Source organism: Cupriavidus sp. 2TAF22 (assembly GCF_052115045.1).
Lineage (GTDB): Bacteria > Pseudomonadota > Gammaproteobacteria > Burkholderiales > Burkholderiaceae > Cupriavidus.
Genome location: NZ_JBFRFX010000003.1, coordinates 1 through 14,992, shown reverse-complemented (window position 1 = coordinate 14,992; position 14,992 = coordinate 1). Strand labels below are relative to the sequence as shown.

10 protein-coding genes and 1 rRNA gene are annotated in these 14,992 nt (G+C 70.4%); 6 read left to right on the top strand and 5 right to left on the bottom strand.

The annotated features are described in order from the left end of the window. Positions 1-73: 73 nt before the first annotated feature. The 4 genes from AB4Z48_RS04825 to AB4Z48_RS04810 form a co-directional block, all read right to left on the bottom strand. Positions 74-1,081 carry a Bug family tripartite tricarboxylate transporter substrate binding protein gene (locus AB4Z48_RS04825; protein ID WP_441612744.1) on the bottom strand — a complete coding sequence of 336 codons (1,008 nt, stop codon included), beginning with the start codon at positions 1,079-1,081 and terminating at the stop codon, positions 74-76. Positions 1,082-1,168: 87 nt separating this feature from the next. After that, a complete protein-coding gene (locus AB4Z48_RS04820) occupies positions 1,169-2,335 on the bottom strand; it encodes an acyl-CoA dehydrogenase family protein (RefSeq protein WP_441612743.1) in 1,167 nt (388 codons plus the stop codon). 43 nt (positions 2,336-2,378) lie between these two features. Continuing rightward, complete coding sequence (locus tag AB4Z48_RS04815) at positions 2,379-3,587, bottom strand: CaiB/BaiF CoA transferase family protein (protein WP_441612742.1); 1,209 nt, start codon at positions 3,585-3,587, stop codon at positions 2,379-2,381. 10 nt (positions 3,588-3,597) lie between these two features. Then, complete coding sequence (locus tag AB4Z48_RS04810) at positions 3,598-4,374, bottom strand: enoyl-CoA hydratase/isomerase family protein (protein WP_441612741.1); 777 nt, start codon at positions 4,372-4,374, stop codon at positions 3,598-3,600. Between the two features lie 165 nt (positions 4,375-4,539). Between AB4Z48_RS04810 and AB4Z48_RS04805 the strand changes: the two genes are divergently transcribed. The 6 genes from AB4Z48_RS04805 to AB4Z48_RS04780 all read left to right on the top strand — a co-directional run bounded on the left by AB4Z48_RS04805 (position 4,540) and on the right by AB4Z48_RS04780 (position 14,768). Further along, positions 4,540-5,367: an IclR family transcriptional regulator gene (locus AB4Z48_RS04805; RefSeq protein WP_441612740.1), complete on the top strand. Its 828-nt coding sequence runs from the start codon at positions 4,540-4,542 to the stop codon at positions 5,365-5,367. A 471-nt stretch (positions 5,368-5,838) separates the two neighbouring features. After that, positions 5,839-5,985, top strand: coding sequence for a hypothetical protein (locus AB4Z48_RS04800; RefSeq protein WP_441612739.1), 147 nt, complete (start codon positions 5,839-5,841; stop codon positions 5,983-5,985). A gap of 14 nt (positions 5,986-5,999) precedes the next feature. Continuing rightward, entirely contained in the window at positions 6,000-8,054 is a 2,055-nt protein-coding gene (locus tag AB4Z48_RS04795; protein WP_441612738.1) for a CHAT domain-containing protein, read from the top strand. Position 8,055: 1 nt separating this feature from the next. After that, on the top strand, positions 8,056-11,871 hold the full coding sequence (locus AB4Z48_RS04790; RefSeq protein WP_441612737.1) for a WD40 repeat domain-containing protein: 3,816 nt from the start codon (positions 8,056-8,058) through the stop codon (positions 11,869-11,871). A 75-nt stretch (positions 11,872-11,946) separates the two neighbouring features. Beyond that, entirely contained in the window at positions 11,947-13,278 is a 1,332-nt protein-coding gene (locus tag AB4Z48_RS04785; protein ID WP_441612736.1) for a hypothetical protein, read from the top strand. After that, the gene (locus AB4Z48_RS04780) at positions 13,275-14,768 is read left to right on the top strand and encodes a C25 family cysteine peptidase (RefSeq protein WP_441612735.1); all 1,494 of its coding nucleotides are present in this window, start codon (positions 13,275-13,277) and stop codon (positions 14,766-14,768) included. The genes AB4Z48_RS04785 and AB4Z48_RS04780 overlap by 4 nt, the downstream gene beginning before the upstream one ends. Before the next feature lie 123 nt (positions 14,769-14,891). Here the strand turns inward: AB4Z48_RS04780 and rrf are convergent. Beyond that, positions 14,892-14,992: ribosomal RNA gene (gene rrf, locus AB4Z48_RS04775) — 5S ribosomal RNA — on the bottom strand; the annotation flags it as partial.

Genomic DNA, 14,992 nt, shown 5'->3' with positions numbered 1-14,992 from the left:
CCCGCGGCCGGAGGCGGGCGCCGGCGCGGAGAAGAAACACGCGCCCGCACCGCCGAGGCGGCGCTGCCTATGCCTATTGCAACTCGATCTTCGCAATCGCGGCCAGCCGCTTCCAGCGTGCGATCTCTTCCTTCTGGTAGTCGCGCAGTTCCGCCGGTGTCGAGAGGATCAGCACGGTGGACTGCCGCTGGTAGTACTCCTTGACGTCGTCGGCTGCGCCGGCAGCGGCGAACAGTTCGCCCAGCCGTTGCGCGATGGGTGCCGGCGTCCTGGCCGATACCGCCGCCGCGACCCAGTTGTAGGCCAGGAAATCGGGCACGCCGGCCTCGGCGGCGCTCGGCACGCCCGGCAGCAACGGCGAGCGCTGGGGCGCGGTATAGGCCAGCGCGCGCACCTTGCCGCCCTTGACCAGCTCGATCGCCCCGCTGGCGTCCACCACGGCGAAATCCACGTTGGCGGCCATCACGCCGTTGATGGCGTCGCCGGCGCCCTTGTACGGCACCGCGGTGGTCTTCATGCGGCTTTGCTCGTTGAGCCATTCGCTGTACAGCGTGTACGAGACCGAGCCGGTGCCATAGTTGAGCGCGCCGGGCCGCTTGCGCGCGTCCTCCACCAGCGCCTTGAGCGTGTGGTACGGCGAGCTGGCGGGAACGATGATCAGGCACGGCCCGCGCGATAGCAGCGTGATGGGTGTGAAGTCGGTCAGCGGGTCGTAGGGCAGCTTGCGGAACGTGGCGGCGTTGGTGGACAGCGTGGAGTTGCTGCCGATGAACACCGTGTAGCCGTCGGCCGGCGCGCTCAGCAGCGTCTGCACGCCGATGAAGCCGTTGCCGCCCGGCTTGTTCTCCACCACCACGCCCTGCCCCGTCAGCTCGCCGATCTTCTTGGCGAACATGCGCGCGGTGGTGTCGGTGCCGCTGCCCGACGGGAACGGTACGATAAAGCGGATCGGCCGGCTGGGAAACGCCGGCTGCTGCGCCAGGACGACGCCGGGAATGGTCGCCAGGGCCGCGGCGGCAAGCGCGCCCTTGCCGGCAAGGCTGGCAAAACGGCGGCGCGAACAGGTGGTGGAGCGGGTCATGCGGTCTGTCTCCTTGGTGCTCCGCCCGGCAGTGGGTTCTCCCGGTGCGGATATGGCATTGATTCACAGCGCGGGGCGGCTGGCCCGCTAGCGCTTCAGGCCCAGCAGGTCACGCGCGATGACCCAGCGGTGCACTTCCGACGGCCCCTCGTAGATGCGCATCAGGCGCGTTTCGTTGGCCATCTGCTGCAGCGGCATTTCCTTGGTCATGCCCATCGCGCCGAAGGCTTGCATGGCGTGGTCGATCACGTCCCAGGCCATCTCGGTGGCGAACACCTTGATCATCGACACCTGGGTGCGCGCCTCGTCGCCGGCGTCGATGCGCGCGGCGGCCTCGTAGGTCATCAGACGGCAGGCATGGATGCGCGTGGCGGCATCGGCCACCCACCACTGGATGGCCTGGCGATCGGCCAGCGCAGCGCCGAAGGTGCGGCGCTGCGGCGCGTACTCGCACAACATGTCGAGGGCGCGCTGGGCGCGGCCGATGCACCAGGCCGCCATCTGCACGCGCCGGCTCGACAGCCGTGCCTGCATCGGCGCGAAGCCCTGGCCTTCCACGCCGAGCAGTTGCGTGCCAGGAATGCGGCAGTCTTCCAGCACCACCTCATAGGTGGAAGCACCGCCGATCATCGGGATGCGCCGCTCCACCTTGAAGCCGGGCGTGCCGCGGTCGACCAGGAAGGCGGAGATGCCTCCGCGCGCGCCGCGCGCCTTGTCGGTCACCGCCATCACGATGGTCCAGTCGGCGCGTGCGGCGCGGCTGATCCAGATCTTGCGGCCGTTGAGCACCCAGTCGTCGCCTTCGCGCTCGGCGCGGGTGGACATCATGGCCGGGTCGCCGCCCGCGCCCGGCTCGGAAATGGCGATGGCGGAGATGGTCTCGCCCCGCGCGTAGGGCTCCAGGTAGCGCGCGCGCTGGGCCTCGTCGGCGGCCTTGAGCAACATGCGCAAGTTGGGCGAATCGGGCGGCAGGTCATAGGGCGTGATGGTCTTGCCCAGTTCCTCGTTGACGCCGACCATGGCCACCACCGGCAGGTCGGCGCCGCCCATCTCGGCCGGCGCGTCCAGGCCCCACAGTCCCAGCTCGCGCGAAAGCCCGTCGAGCCGCGCCTGTTCCTGCGGCAGCAGCGCGAGCTGGCCGCCCTGCGCCTCGCGCGCCAGCACGCCCGCTTCCAGCGGAATCAGCTGCTCGCGCACGAAGCGCGCGACCAGGTCCTTGAGCATCTGGTGCTCTTCGTCCAGTGCGAAATTCATGCCTTGTCTCCTTGTCTTTTGTGCGCCTGCATTGCGGGCTGCATCAGGCCGCGTTCCTGCCGCCCGCCACCAGCGCGATCTCGTCCGGCCCCAGCCCGGCTTCGCGCAGGACTTCCTCGGTGTGCTCGCCCAGCCCGGGCGCATGGCGGCGCAGCGACAGCGGCGTGGCGGAAAACCGCGTCGCCGGCCGCATCTCGCGCAGCGGGCCTTCGGTGGGATGTTCGGTCTGCTGGAACAGCCCCACCGCCGCGAGGTGCGGATGTTGCGGCAATTCGTCCGGCGTGCAGATCGGCGTGGCGGGAATGTCGAGCTCGCCGAACAACGCCATCCACTGCGCCGTGGTGCGCGTGGGCGTGATGTCTCCCAGGTGCTGGTACAGCGCGCGGATATTGGCATTGCGCTGGGCACGGCTGGCGATGTTGTATTTGTCCGCCAGGTCGTCGCGGCCCACCGCGTGGAAGAAGGCCTTCCAGTGGCGGTCGGTATAGGGCAGCGCGCAGATCCAGCCGTCGGCGGTCTGCGCCGGCCGGCGCCCGCCTTGCAGCAGGCGCGCGTAGCCGGCGGCACCGGTGGCCGGCTCGAAGGTGAGCCCGGCCAGGTGCTCGGCCATGACGAAGCTGGCCATGGTTTCGAGCATCGGCACTTCCACCGACTGGCCGCTGCCATGGCGCTCCCGGTGCAGCAGCGCGGCCAGCACGGCGTTGGCCAGGGCCAGCCCGGTGGTCTTGTCCGCGATCAGGCTCGGCACGTATTCCGGACGGCCACCCGCGGCCGAGCCCAGCGCCACCAGCCCGCAGGCGGCCTGGATGATGTCGTCGAAGGCTGGCTTGTCGCGATGCGGTCCGTCCTGGCCGAAGCCGGTGGCCACGCAGTAGACGATGCGCGGATTGAGCGCCGCCACCGCGGCATAGCCGAAGCCCAGCCGCTCGATGGCGGCCACGCGCATATTGTGGACCAGCACGTCGGCACCGGCGATCAGGCGGCGCAGCGCGGCCGCGCCCGCGGGCGTCTTCAGGTCCAGCACCACGGAGCGCTTGTTGCGGTTGAGCGCCAGGTAGATCGAGCTCATGCCGGCATGACGCGAGACGCCGTTGGCGCGCATCAGGTCGCCCTCCGGGCCTTCAACCTTGATCACGTCGGCACCCAGGTCGGCCAGCGCCTGCGTGGCCAGCGGGCCCAGCACGACCGAGGTCAGGTCGAGCACGCGGATGCCGTCCAGCGGGCCGGCCGAAGCCGGAGTTGGCTTGTGCATGTGGCCTCCCTCAGCGGCGCTGGAATACTGGCGCACGCCGCTCGGCCATGGCCGCCACGCCTTCGCGGAAGTCGTCGGTGGCGAACTGCACGCGCTGGATGGACAGCTCGCGCCGGTTGGCCTCGGCGATGCGGTCGGCCAGGCCGAGGCGCAGCGTCTCGCGCGTGCTTTCCACGGCCAGCGGGGCCGACGCCGCGATCTCGTGCGCCAGCGCCAGCGCGCGCGCGCGCACTTCGCCCTGTGCCACCAGTTCATCGGCCAGTCCGATGCGCACCGCCTCCTCGCCGCCGATGCGCCGGCCGGTATAGAACAGCAGCGCGGCCTGTTGTTCGCCCACCAGGCGCGGCAGCGTCACGCTCATGCCGAAGCCGGGATGAAAGCCCAGCCGGTTGAAGCTGGCGCTGAAGCGCGCCTGCGGGCAGGTCACGCGAAAATCCGCCACCAGCGCCAGGCCCAGCCCGGCGCCAATGGCTGCGCCCTCCACCGCCGCCACGATCGGCTTGCGGTTGCGGTAGAGCTTCATGGCCTGCGCGTAGAAGGCCGACGGATCGCGCGACACGCTGCCCTGGTCCGGCGCGCTGAAATCCGCGCCGGCGCAGAAGGCGCCGACACCGGACGACAGCACCACCGCGCGGCAGCTGTCGTCCTCGTCGAGCTGCAGCAGCATTTCGGCCAGCCGGCGCATGACATCGGCGTCGACGAAATTGTGGGGTGGGCGGGAGATCTCGATCTGCGCGACGTGCTGGTCGCGGGACAGATGGATTTTCGGCTGGGATGCCAAGGTCATGGCGAAGGCTCCGGGTGGATGATGGAGAACGGGGAAAGGCCGCGCCGCCGCTTGCCGGCGCCGCACCACTAGCCGACAGTATTCGCCGATGCCGTCGGCGGCGCTACACTACAATTTCGGATACCGAAATTACTGGCGGCTCGCAAGGTGCGCCAATCCACTCGCATGCCCGCTGCCACCTCGACCCGCCAGATCACGCACAGCACCGGCCGTTTCACCCGCCAGACCGAAGGCAGCCAGTCGCTCGAGCGCGGCCTGACGCTGCTGCGTGCCTTTCGCGTCGGCTCCTCCAGCCTGACCAACGCCGACCTGGCCGCCCGTACGGGCCTGCCGCGTCCTACCGTGAGCCGGCTCACGCGCTCGCTGGTCGATGCCGGATTCCTGCACTACGACACCACCGAGCGTGCCTACCGGCTGGCGGCCGTGGTGCTGAGCCTGGCCGATGCGTTCCGCCATGCCACCGTGGTGGCGGATATCGCCCTGCCGCTGATGCGCAAGATCGCCGAGGCGGAGAAGGTCAACGTGGGGCTGGCGGTCGGCGACCAGACTGCGATGGTCTACCTGGCATCGGTACGCCACAGCCGCGACAGCGTGTCGCGCACGCGGCGCGTGGCGCCTGGCACGCGCGTGCCGATGGAGCTGACGGCGATCGGCCTGGCCTATCTGGCCGCGCTGCCCGCCGGCGTGCGCGAAGACCTGGTTGGCAAGATCGCCGAGAAGGCCGGCGAGCAATGGCCAGGTTTGCGCAGGGAGGTGAGGCGGGGCATCGCGCAGGCACAGGCGCTGGGCTATTGCAGCGCCAACTACCAGCCCGGTCACCTGACCGCCGTGGGCGCGGCCTTCCGCGGGCCGGACCATCAATGGTACGGACTCAATATCAGCTTTCCGCACAAGGCCAGCGAGAAGCCGCGCGATGTCGAACGCTACGCGCCGCTGCTGCTCGGCCTGATCGCGCAGATTGTGGCGGCCTGCGGAGATGGCGCGGCCGCGTGAATGCAGCCCGGCAGGGCTCAGGCGCCGGCGTGCGGCGGCTTAAGCAGCGGCATCGGCATCAGCAGCGGCATCGGCGGCGGCAACGTTCGCCGGCTCCGGCGGGCGGTTGCGTCGTTCGGCATGGGGTTCCGGGCATCGCACAGGCGCGGTGTCCGGGCGCGGCCAACGCGGCCAACATCACGGCCCGGTGATCGGCAGGTGCCAACGGATGCGTGCTTGCGCCGCGTCGCACGCAACGGCACGCGGCTCCGTGCCGGATGGCGCTTGCATCACCATCCCTGCCCTCGCCGCCACGGCGACGGCGACGAAAATTGCATTTTTCGCAAATATCATATTCATTAGCTAGGGAAGCCAGAACGGATGAATAAACACAGGCCCCCGCTTCGCGGGCCGCCAGCATTGCCTTGCCGGGACCGGTGCGGTGCGCCGTCGCGCGCCTTTGCGCAAAGCCCGGACCTGCGGGGAGGGACCATGATCACCATCGCGCTGAAAGCTGCACCGCGCCGCGACTGCGAGGCGTTGTTCAGCAGCGGCCAGGTCAACCCCACCCGCGTTGCCCCGCTGCCAGCGCGCTCCAGGTCGCTGGTGCTGCCAGGCGATCGGCGCGATTGCGCGTAGCCGGCCAGACGCCCATGCCCCGCAACTACTCGGAACTCGAGATCGTCATCGGTACGGATAGCGATGGCAGGTACGAGGTGGAAGCGCGGCATCGCGTGCCGGAGGGCGACGCCATCACGCCGCGCGTGCCGCTGGCGCTGGCGCCGGACGCGCCTGCGCTGCGCGATGCCGATCCGCAGGTTTGCGGGCGCGCCCTCGCAGCCAGCCTGTTCGCCGACCCGGTGGTGCGCGACGCCTTCGTGGCCGCGCAAGCCGCGGCGGACGAGCGCCGCCTGGACCTGCGCGTGCGACTGCGTATCAGCGTGGAGGCGCGCGAGCTGCACGCGCTGCCCTGGGAAACCCTGTTCGACCCCGCCGGCGAGCACGCACTCTTCATCGCGCAGCGCTGCTTCTTCTCGCGCTATCTGTTCGCGCGCGAGATGCGCCTGCCCAAGCTGCGCGCCAAGAACGACGTGACGGCCGTGGTGGTGGTGGCCAATCCGAGCGGACTCGGCCCGGAACTGACGCCGATCGACGCGCCGGGCGAGGCCGCGCGGGCCGCCGCCGCGCTGGCTCCGGTGCCGGTCACGGTTCTCGCCGAACCCGGGCAGGCGTCGGTGGAGCGCTTGCTGAGCGCGCTGCGCGACGGCGTGGACGTGCTCTATCTCGTCTGCCACGGGGCGCTGGTGGACGGCGAGCCCATGTTGTGGCTCGAACGCATCGATGGCTCGCGCGACCTGGTGCCCGGCAGCGTGCTGGTCAACCGCATCGGCACCCTGGACCGCCCGCCCGGCCTGGTTGTGCTGTGCTCCTGCCAGAGCGCCGGCGCGGGCGCCGCGCGCGGCGGCAGTACACTGATGGCGCTGGGCCCGCTGCTGGCGCAGGCCGGAGTGCCGGCGGTGCTGGCCATGCAGGGCAATGTGGGCATGGCCACCATGAGTGCCTTCATGCCGGTGTTCTTCGGCGAGCTGCGCGATCACGGCGAGGTGGACCGCGCGGCCGGCGTGGCGCGCGCGGCGGTCAGCCAGTTCCCTGACTGGTGGATGCCGGCGGTGTTCACGCGGCTCGACAGCGGCCGCATCTTCTACCCGCCGGGCTTCGGTCCAGACGAAGGTGACGGCACCGATGCCTGGCACGCCGTCATCGAGAATATCCAGCATGGCGAGACCACGCCCATACTCGGCCCGGCGATGAGCGAGACGGTGTTCGGCTCGCGCCTGCAGCTGGCGCAGATGTGGGCCGAGGCCTATCACTTCCCCATGGCGGCGCACGAGCGCGATGAACTGCCGCAGGTGGCGCAATACCTGGCGGTGTCCCAGCAAGGCGTGTTTCCGCGCCGGTTGTTCTACAAGTTCGCCTACCAGCACCTGTGCCAGCAGTACCGCGACATCCTTCCGCCGGCGCTCTGCGCGCTGCGCAACGAAGACATCATCGCCCAGCTCGGCGACGTGGTCTGCGCGGTGGGACGCGCGCAGCGCCAGCAGGATGGCAATAACCCGTACCGCGCCATGGCCCGGCTCAAGCTGCCGGTCTACCTGACGACGGACCCCAGCGACCTGCTGGCCGACGCCCTGCGCGAAGGCGGCGCCGATCCCGGCATCCGGCTGTGCCGCTGGAACCGCCAGGCCGAAGCCTGCGACGACACGCTGGCCGAAGGCCGCAAGCGCGCCAATCCCAGCGCGCAGGCGCCGATGGTGCTCAAGCTGTTCGGCGATCTGCGCGAGCCCGGCTCGCTGGTGCTCACCGAGGACCAGTACTTCGACTACCTCACCAGCGTCTCGGTCAACCGCAATGCGATACCGCTTTCCGTGCGCGCACGGCTCAACGACAGCGCGCTGCTGTTCGTCGGCTTCGACGTGCAGTCGTGGGAATTCCGCATCCTGTTCCGCAGCATCCTCAACCTGGAGGGCGCGGATCTGCGCCAGGAGTACCAGCACCTGTCCGCCCAGCTCGACCCCAACAGCATCGTCGACCCGGTCAGCGCGCGGCGCTACCTGGAGCGCTACTTCCAGGACAAGGCGCGCCTGAAGCTGTACTGGGGCGACGTGGGCATGTTCACCACCGAACTGTTGCGGCGCCTGGAAGGATGAGATGGCAGCCAATCCCGCTCCCGCCAACGCCGCACCCGAGACCCCCGAGCCACGCGCCAGCGCGCGCGGGCCCTATATCGGGCCGATGCCGCTGGGCGAGACCGACCCGATCTTCGGCCGCGACGCGGAGATCGGGGAACTGCGCGACCGCCTCATCGCCGACCGCGTCGTCCTGCTGTATTCGCCCTCCGGCGCGGGCAAGAGCTCGCTGATCGAGGCCGGGCTGCGCCCGCGCCTGGCGGACCGCTTCGACGTGCTGCCGACCGCGCGCGTGAGCGTGCCGTACGAGGGCGAGAACCGCTACGTCACCAGCGTGCTGCACTGCTGGGCCGCGCGCAGCGAACTCAGGCCGCGCCCGGACGATACGCTGCTGTCCTGCCTGGCGCGCCTGGAAGACCAGAGCACGGGCGGCCGCACGCGGCGGCTGCTGATCGTGCTCGACCAGTTCGAGGAGATCTTCACGCTCGACAGTACCGACACCGGCGCGAAGCAGGCCTTCTTCGCGCAACTGGGCGAACTGCTGGGCCGCAGCGGCAGCCCGGTCTGGGCCCTGGTGGCGATGCGGGAGGAGTATTTTTCGTGGCTGGACGCCTACCGCGACCTGGTACCGACGCGCCTCACGAACACCATGCGCATCGACTTGCTGTCGAGGGAGCAGGCGCTGGAAGCCCTGCGCGGCCCGGCTATGGCGGCCGGCGTGGACTTCCGCGAAGACGCCGCGCGCCGGCTCGTGAAGGACCTCGCCCAGGTGCGCACGCGCGACGCCGCCGGCCAGGTCAGCCTGCGCGAGGGGCGCTTCGTCGAGCCCGTGCAGTTGCAGGTGGTTGCCCTGAGCCTGTGGCAGGCGTGCTTCGGGCCGGACGGGCCGCCCGCGGGCGGGGGCACCATCACGCTCGAGCAGGTGCAGCAGCTCGATACCAGCGCGGCGCTCGCCTCCTACTGCAATATGACGCTGGACGCGGCCAGCGGCACGCGGCTGCGCCAGCGCGTGGTGCGCGACTGGATCGAAAACAGCCTGATCACCGCCAACAATATGCGTGCCCAGGCAACGCTCGATGCAGGCTTGCGCAACTCCCCCACCGCGGCCGAGCTCGACATCCTGCAGCAATATCACCTGGTGCGCGCACAGAGCCGCCAGGACGCACAATGGCTCGAACTGGCGCACGACCGGCTGATCGAGCCGGTCCGCGCCAGCAATGCGCAGTGGCGCACCCAGTACCTGCCGCACTGGAAGCAGCTGGCGCGGGCGTGGGCGCTGTCGGGCGAGAACCCGGGCGTGTTCGGCAAGCTCACCTCCACCGAGGAACTCGACGACACCCTGCTCGAAGCGGAAGACCGGCACAGCGAAGCAGAGAACCGCTTCCTGGCCGCCTACCAGCGCCATCGCGCCGAGTGCGAGCGCGCCCGGCGCTGGCACATCTTCGGCTACTCGCTGGCGGGCGCCACGCTGCTGTTCCTCATCGTGGTGGTGGTGCTGGCGTGGCAGTTGCGCACGACCAAGCAGGACCTCGCCATGCAGAACGCCTTGTTCTCCCTGCTCAGCTCGCGACCGGCGCCGGACGCCGCGCTGCTGGCCGCGGTCGAAGGCACGCGCGGCCAACACAGCCATAAGCGTCCGGAAGCCTTCGATTTCCGGCGCTCGCTGGTCGGCACGATGAACCGCGCCCGCCATATCGAGACCTACCTCGCGCGCGCGGACCAGCAGATGCTGGCGGTGCAGGCCGATGCCGGCTATCGGGTCAGCGCGCGCCTGGGCGGTGGCCACTGGATCGTGGATATCACCGGGCTCGGTCCCGGCGGGCATACCGTGCGGCTCGACGAGACCGCGCTGCGCAACCAGCATCCCGAGGGCGTGCGCGTGGTCGCGCTGACGGGGGCCGGCACGCTGGCCACCGGCGGGCAGGACGGCAGCGTGGCGCTGTGGAATATCGCCCAGCCGGCACGCGCGACGGTACTGTCGCTGCCGGCGGGGGCCAGGCGCGAAGGCGGATGGGGTCCGGTCTCCGCGCTGTCCGGCGACGGCCAGCGGCTGGTGGCGGGCTACGACCGCGGCCGCATTGCGGTGTGGGATCTCACCAAGGCCGGGGACACCTGGCGCAGCCCGATTGCAAGCGGGCGCGCGCACGCGCTGCGCGTCACCGACGTTGCGCTGTTCGGCCAGGGCCGGCAGCTTGCCACGGCGGGGCGCGATGGCAAGGCCAGGCTGTGGCGCCTGCCGGATGATGCGCAGGCAGCGCCGGCGGTGCTGGGCACACCCGAGCAGGAGCTGGCCGCGCCGGCCGACAACACCGACTGGTTCGCCGGCTACCACAGCATCGCCGTCAGTCCGGACGGCAGCCTTGCCGTGGCCGGCACGCGCGGCGGCCGCATCAGCGTGTGGCGCACCGCCGATGGCACGCTGTGGCCGCGTGCGCTGCTGGGCCACGACGACGCCGTGGTGCAGCTGGTGTTTACCGACGACGGGCAATTGCTCTCGGGCGGCTGGGACGGCCGCGTGATCCGCTGGCGGCTCGAACCTGAGCGCATGCAATTCACGCGCAACGAGCTGCTCGACCTGCCAAGCCAGATCACCGGACTCGCGCTGGCGGGCAAGGACCAGCGCCTCCTGGCATCGACCGATCAAGGCGAACTGCTGCAGATGCGCTTCGACGCGCCGCGGCACCCGATGGCTACCATCGTTTCGCGCGGGCAGGACAGCGCGCCCCCGCTGCTGCTGGCGCTGGCCGGCATCGCCCCGCCTCTGGTTGCCGCGACCGAGAACGGCAAGCTCGTCCTGCTCCAGACCGAGGCGGGCAAGCCGGCCAGCAGGCGGCCCGTCGCCCTGCCGGCCGCCCCCGTGCGGGCGCTGGACTGGGCACGCGGCGCGCGGCGTCTTGCGGTGGCCGATGACAACGGCCAGATCTGGCTGCTCGCGGCCGACGGCAGCGGCAAGGCCATCCTGCCCGGCGTCATGGCCGGTGCCGGCGCCCGCCTGACACTCAGCGAGGACGGCCGCCTGCTGGCAATCCGCTCTGGCGAACCGGCCGAGGACCGTCGCCTCGAACTCTGGCGCCTGGCGCCCGATGCCGGCGCGGCCGCGCCGGCAGGATCTGGCTCTACCGCCACCCCAGCCGCGCCATCGACCGCCGCCGACGCCGCCACCTGCCGCATCCCGCTGCCCGATCCGCTCGTGCACGCCGCCTATGCCACCTTCAGGCCGGGAACGGCCGAGCTGGCCGTGGCCGAGGACGACAAGATCAGCCTGTGGCGGATCGGCCCACCCGGCGCCGATTGCCTGGATACCAAAGCGATCCTGGTCCAGCGCTTCGAGGCGTTGCCGCGCGGCCAGATCACCAGCCTTGCCTTCGACGCGCGCGGCGCCACGCTGGTGGCCGGCAACTATCTCGGCAAGGTGTACCGGCTGGCGCTGCCCAAGGCTGCCGCGGCCTTGCCGCCGCCGGCGCAGGCCGCACCCATCATCCTCAAGCAGGATGCGGCAGGCGTCATTACCGCGCTGGCCGTGCCCGACGCGCCGTTTGTCGTCGCCGGGGACGACCACGGCAATCTCTTCCTGCTCGATCGCGAGACCGACCGGCCGCTGCCCATCCCGCAGACACTGTATCGCGACCAGCGGCAACCGATCGCCGCGCTCTCCGTGAGCGATGACGGGCGCTGGCTATACGCCGCGGGGACCGCGCTGGCGGCGATCTGGGACCTGGACATGGAGCAATGGCGCAGGCAAGCCTGCGCCATTGCCGGCGGCGGCTTTACCGCCAGACAGAAAGCGGATTTCTTCCCGGGCGATACACCGCAGCCAAGCGCATGCGAGCCGCGCTGAGCGCGCCGGGCACCACGGACTGGCCGGCGCATCGACAAAGATCCGCCGGCCAGGTTCTCAGACGAGGGATTTCTCATGCCAATCCAGGACATTGCCGGCAGCAGCGCCACCTACGCCCTGCTGGCGCTCGACGAGGCAGGCAACGAACGCAGCGACGACCCCGACGGCACCGGCGGATACCTGTCCGCGCGGCTGCTGGAACAATGGCAGGCCGCACCGCCTACCGATGTCTTTTTCTGGAGCCACGGCTGGCAGGGCGACCTGCCAGCGGCGCGCGCGCAGTACGACCGCTGGATCGGCGCTTTCTCGCGCAGTGTCGGCGACGAGCAGGAAATGCGCGCGCGGCATCCGGGCCTGGCCGTTGCCCACATCGGCCTGCACTGGCCCAGCCTGCCCTGGGGGGACGAGGAGATGGGCGACGGTGCCAGCTTTGCGCCGCAGGCTGGCGGCGGCCCGCAGGCAATGATCGACACCTATGCGCAGCGCCTCGGCGATACCCCGGCCGTGCGCGCCGCGCTCGCCGCCATCTTCGAAGCCGCACGCACCCAGGCCGATGCCGCCAGCCTGCCGCAGGACGCGCGCCAGGCCTACCGGCAGCTCGACCAGGCGCTTGCGCTCGGCAGCGCGGGCGTGGGCGGTGACGCCGGCTCCGACCGGCTGCCCTTCGATCCCGATGCCGCCTTCGCCGAAGCCAGCCAGCTCGGCGCCGCCTTCGGCGGTAGCGGCTTGCTGGGCGGGATCCTGGCGCCACTGCGCCAGCTGTCCTTCTGGAGCATGAAAAAACGGGGGCAGACCGTCGGCGAGCAAGGCGTGCATGCCCTGCTGAACCGCATCGAGGACGCGCTTCCGGGCGCGCGCATGCACCTGATGGGCCACAGCTTCGGCGCCGTCGTCATGTCCGCCACGCTGGGCGGCCCAGGCGGGACCGCGGCGCTGCGCCGCCCGGTGGCTTCGTGCGTGCTGGTGCAGGGCGCGATGTCGCTCTGGGCCTATGCGCCGGACATCCCGGTACGGCCAGGCACGGCTGGCTACTGCCGCCACCTGCTGGAAGATGGCAAGGTCAGCGGCCCGCTGGTGGTCACCCGCTCCCGGCATGACAGCGCGGTCGGCACCTTCTATCCGTGGGCCGCGGGCGTGGCCGGCCAGGTTGCCTTCGATCCGGCGCAGGCCTATCCCACCTTCGGGGCGATCGGCGCCTTCGGCATCCAGGGCGTGGATGGCAGCGCGGACGCGGCCATGATGCCTTACGACGGGCGCTACGACATGGCGCGCGGCAAGGTGCTCAACATCGAAGCCAGCGAATTCATCTGCCACAAGAGCGGGGTCTCGGGCGCGCACAACGATATCGACGGCCCCGAGGTGGCCCACCTGATCTGGCAGGCCGCACTGACCGGAGCGGCATCATGAGCCCGGCACCGGAACCGACGCCGGCCGGCGGCGGCGACTCCATGCCGCTCCCGCTCGGCATCCAGGCTGACACCGGGCGGCCGCTGGCGGAACTCGATGCGCAGGGCATCGAGGCCTTCGCCGCGCACGAGCAGGCCGGCCGCCGCGCGCCAGAACGGGCCGCGGAGAAGGCCCGGCAGGCCGACACCTATGCCGTCCTGGGCGACATCGACGGCGACAAGCTGGGCGAGGCCGGCTGGGGCCTGCTATTCCCCTCCGACGTCGATCCCGCGCCTTACCTGGATGCGCTGGCGCCTCTGATCGCCTGGCGGCGGCGCGAGGCGGGCGATATCACGGTGTTCCAGGGCGCCGACGGCTGCCTGCCGGGCGAGACCGCCGCGACCTGGCTGGCACGGCACAAGGTCTCGCTCAACGTGGTCGATCCCGCGCTGGGCGTGCCCTATTACCTCGTCCTGATCGGCCCCCCCGGCAAGATCTCGTTTGCCTTCCAGTACACGCTCGACCTCTACTGGGCGGTCGGCCGGCTGGACTTTCAGGAGATGGCGGATTTCCGCAGTTATGCGGACAGCGTCGTTGCCTATGAAACCGCCGCCAGCGTGGCGGCTCGCCGCAGCATCGCGCTGTTCGCCACCTGCCACGACTTCGACCGCGCCACCCAGCTGCTCACGCGGCAACTGGCCACACCGCTCGGCCAGGGCACCGCGCAGGCCAAGCCCTTGGGCGAACGCCAGGGCTTCTCGATGCAGGCGTTGCTGGGCGAAGCCGCCAGCAAAGCCGCCCTCACCGACGTCCTGCGCGGCAAAAGCCCCGGTGGCCAGCCTGCCCTGCTCTTCACCGGCTCCCATGGCATGGCCTTGCGCGCCGACGACGCGCGCCTCGCCGACACCCAGGGTGCCCTGGTCTGCCAGGACTGGCCCGGCTACGGCAAGATCGGTCCCGAGCACTGGTTCGCCGCGCAGGACGTCCCCGACGACGCGCAGTGTCACGGGCTTATCCAGTTCTGTTTTGCCTGTTTTGGCGCAGGATGCCCGGAATTCGACAATTTTAGCGGCATCTCCGCAGGCAGCGCGGGTGTTCCTGCCCGCCTCGCACCCGCCCCTTTCACCGCGCGCCTGCCGCAGCGCCTGCTCGCGCATCGCCATGGCGGCGCCCTCGCCGTGCTCGGGCATGTCGACCGGGCATGGGCCTACGGCTTCCAGTCCGAGCGTGCCGATCCGCAGACGCAGGGATTCCGCGATGTGGTCGGCAGCCTGTTGCGTGGCGAGCGTGTTGGGCAGGCCACCGATCGCTTCAATATCCGCTGGGCCGCGCTGAGCACGGAGCTGGCCGACCTGCTGCGCGACCGCTGCGCGGGGGCCGCGGTACCGGATACCGATATCGCGCTGCGATGGGTGGCGCGCGATGACGCGCGCAATTATGTGGTGCTGGGAGATCCGGCCGTGCGGCTGAGGGTACGGGATATGGCCGCGACCGGCGCACCGACGGGCTAGACGGGCATTTCGGGACCGCAACACCGCCGCCGCGGACCGGTTGCTGCAAATTGGTCGCTATAAATCAGCCGCCCCAAAAGCAAAACCCCCCAGTACGTGCGTACTGAGGGGTTTCAAGGGAGAGCCTGGCGATTACCTACTTTCACACGGGTAATCCGCACTATCATCGGCGTGGAGTCGTTTCACGGTCCTGTTCGGGATGGGAAGGGGTGGTTCCAACTCGC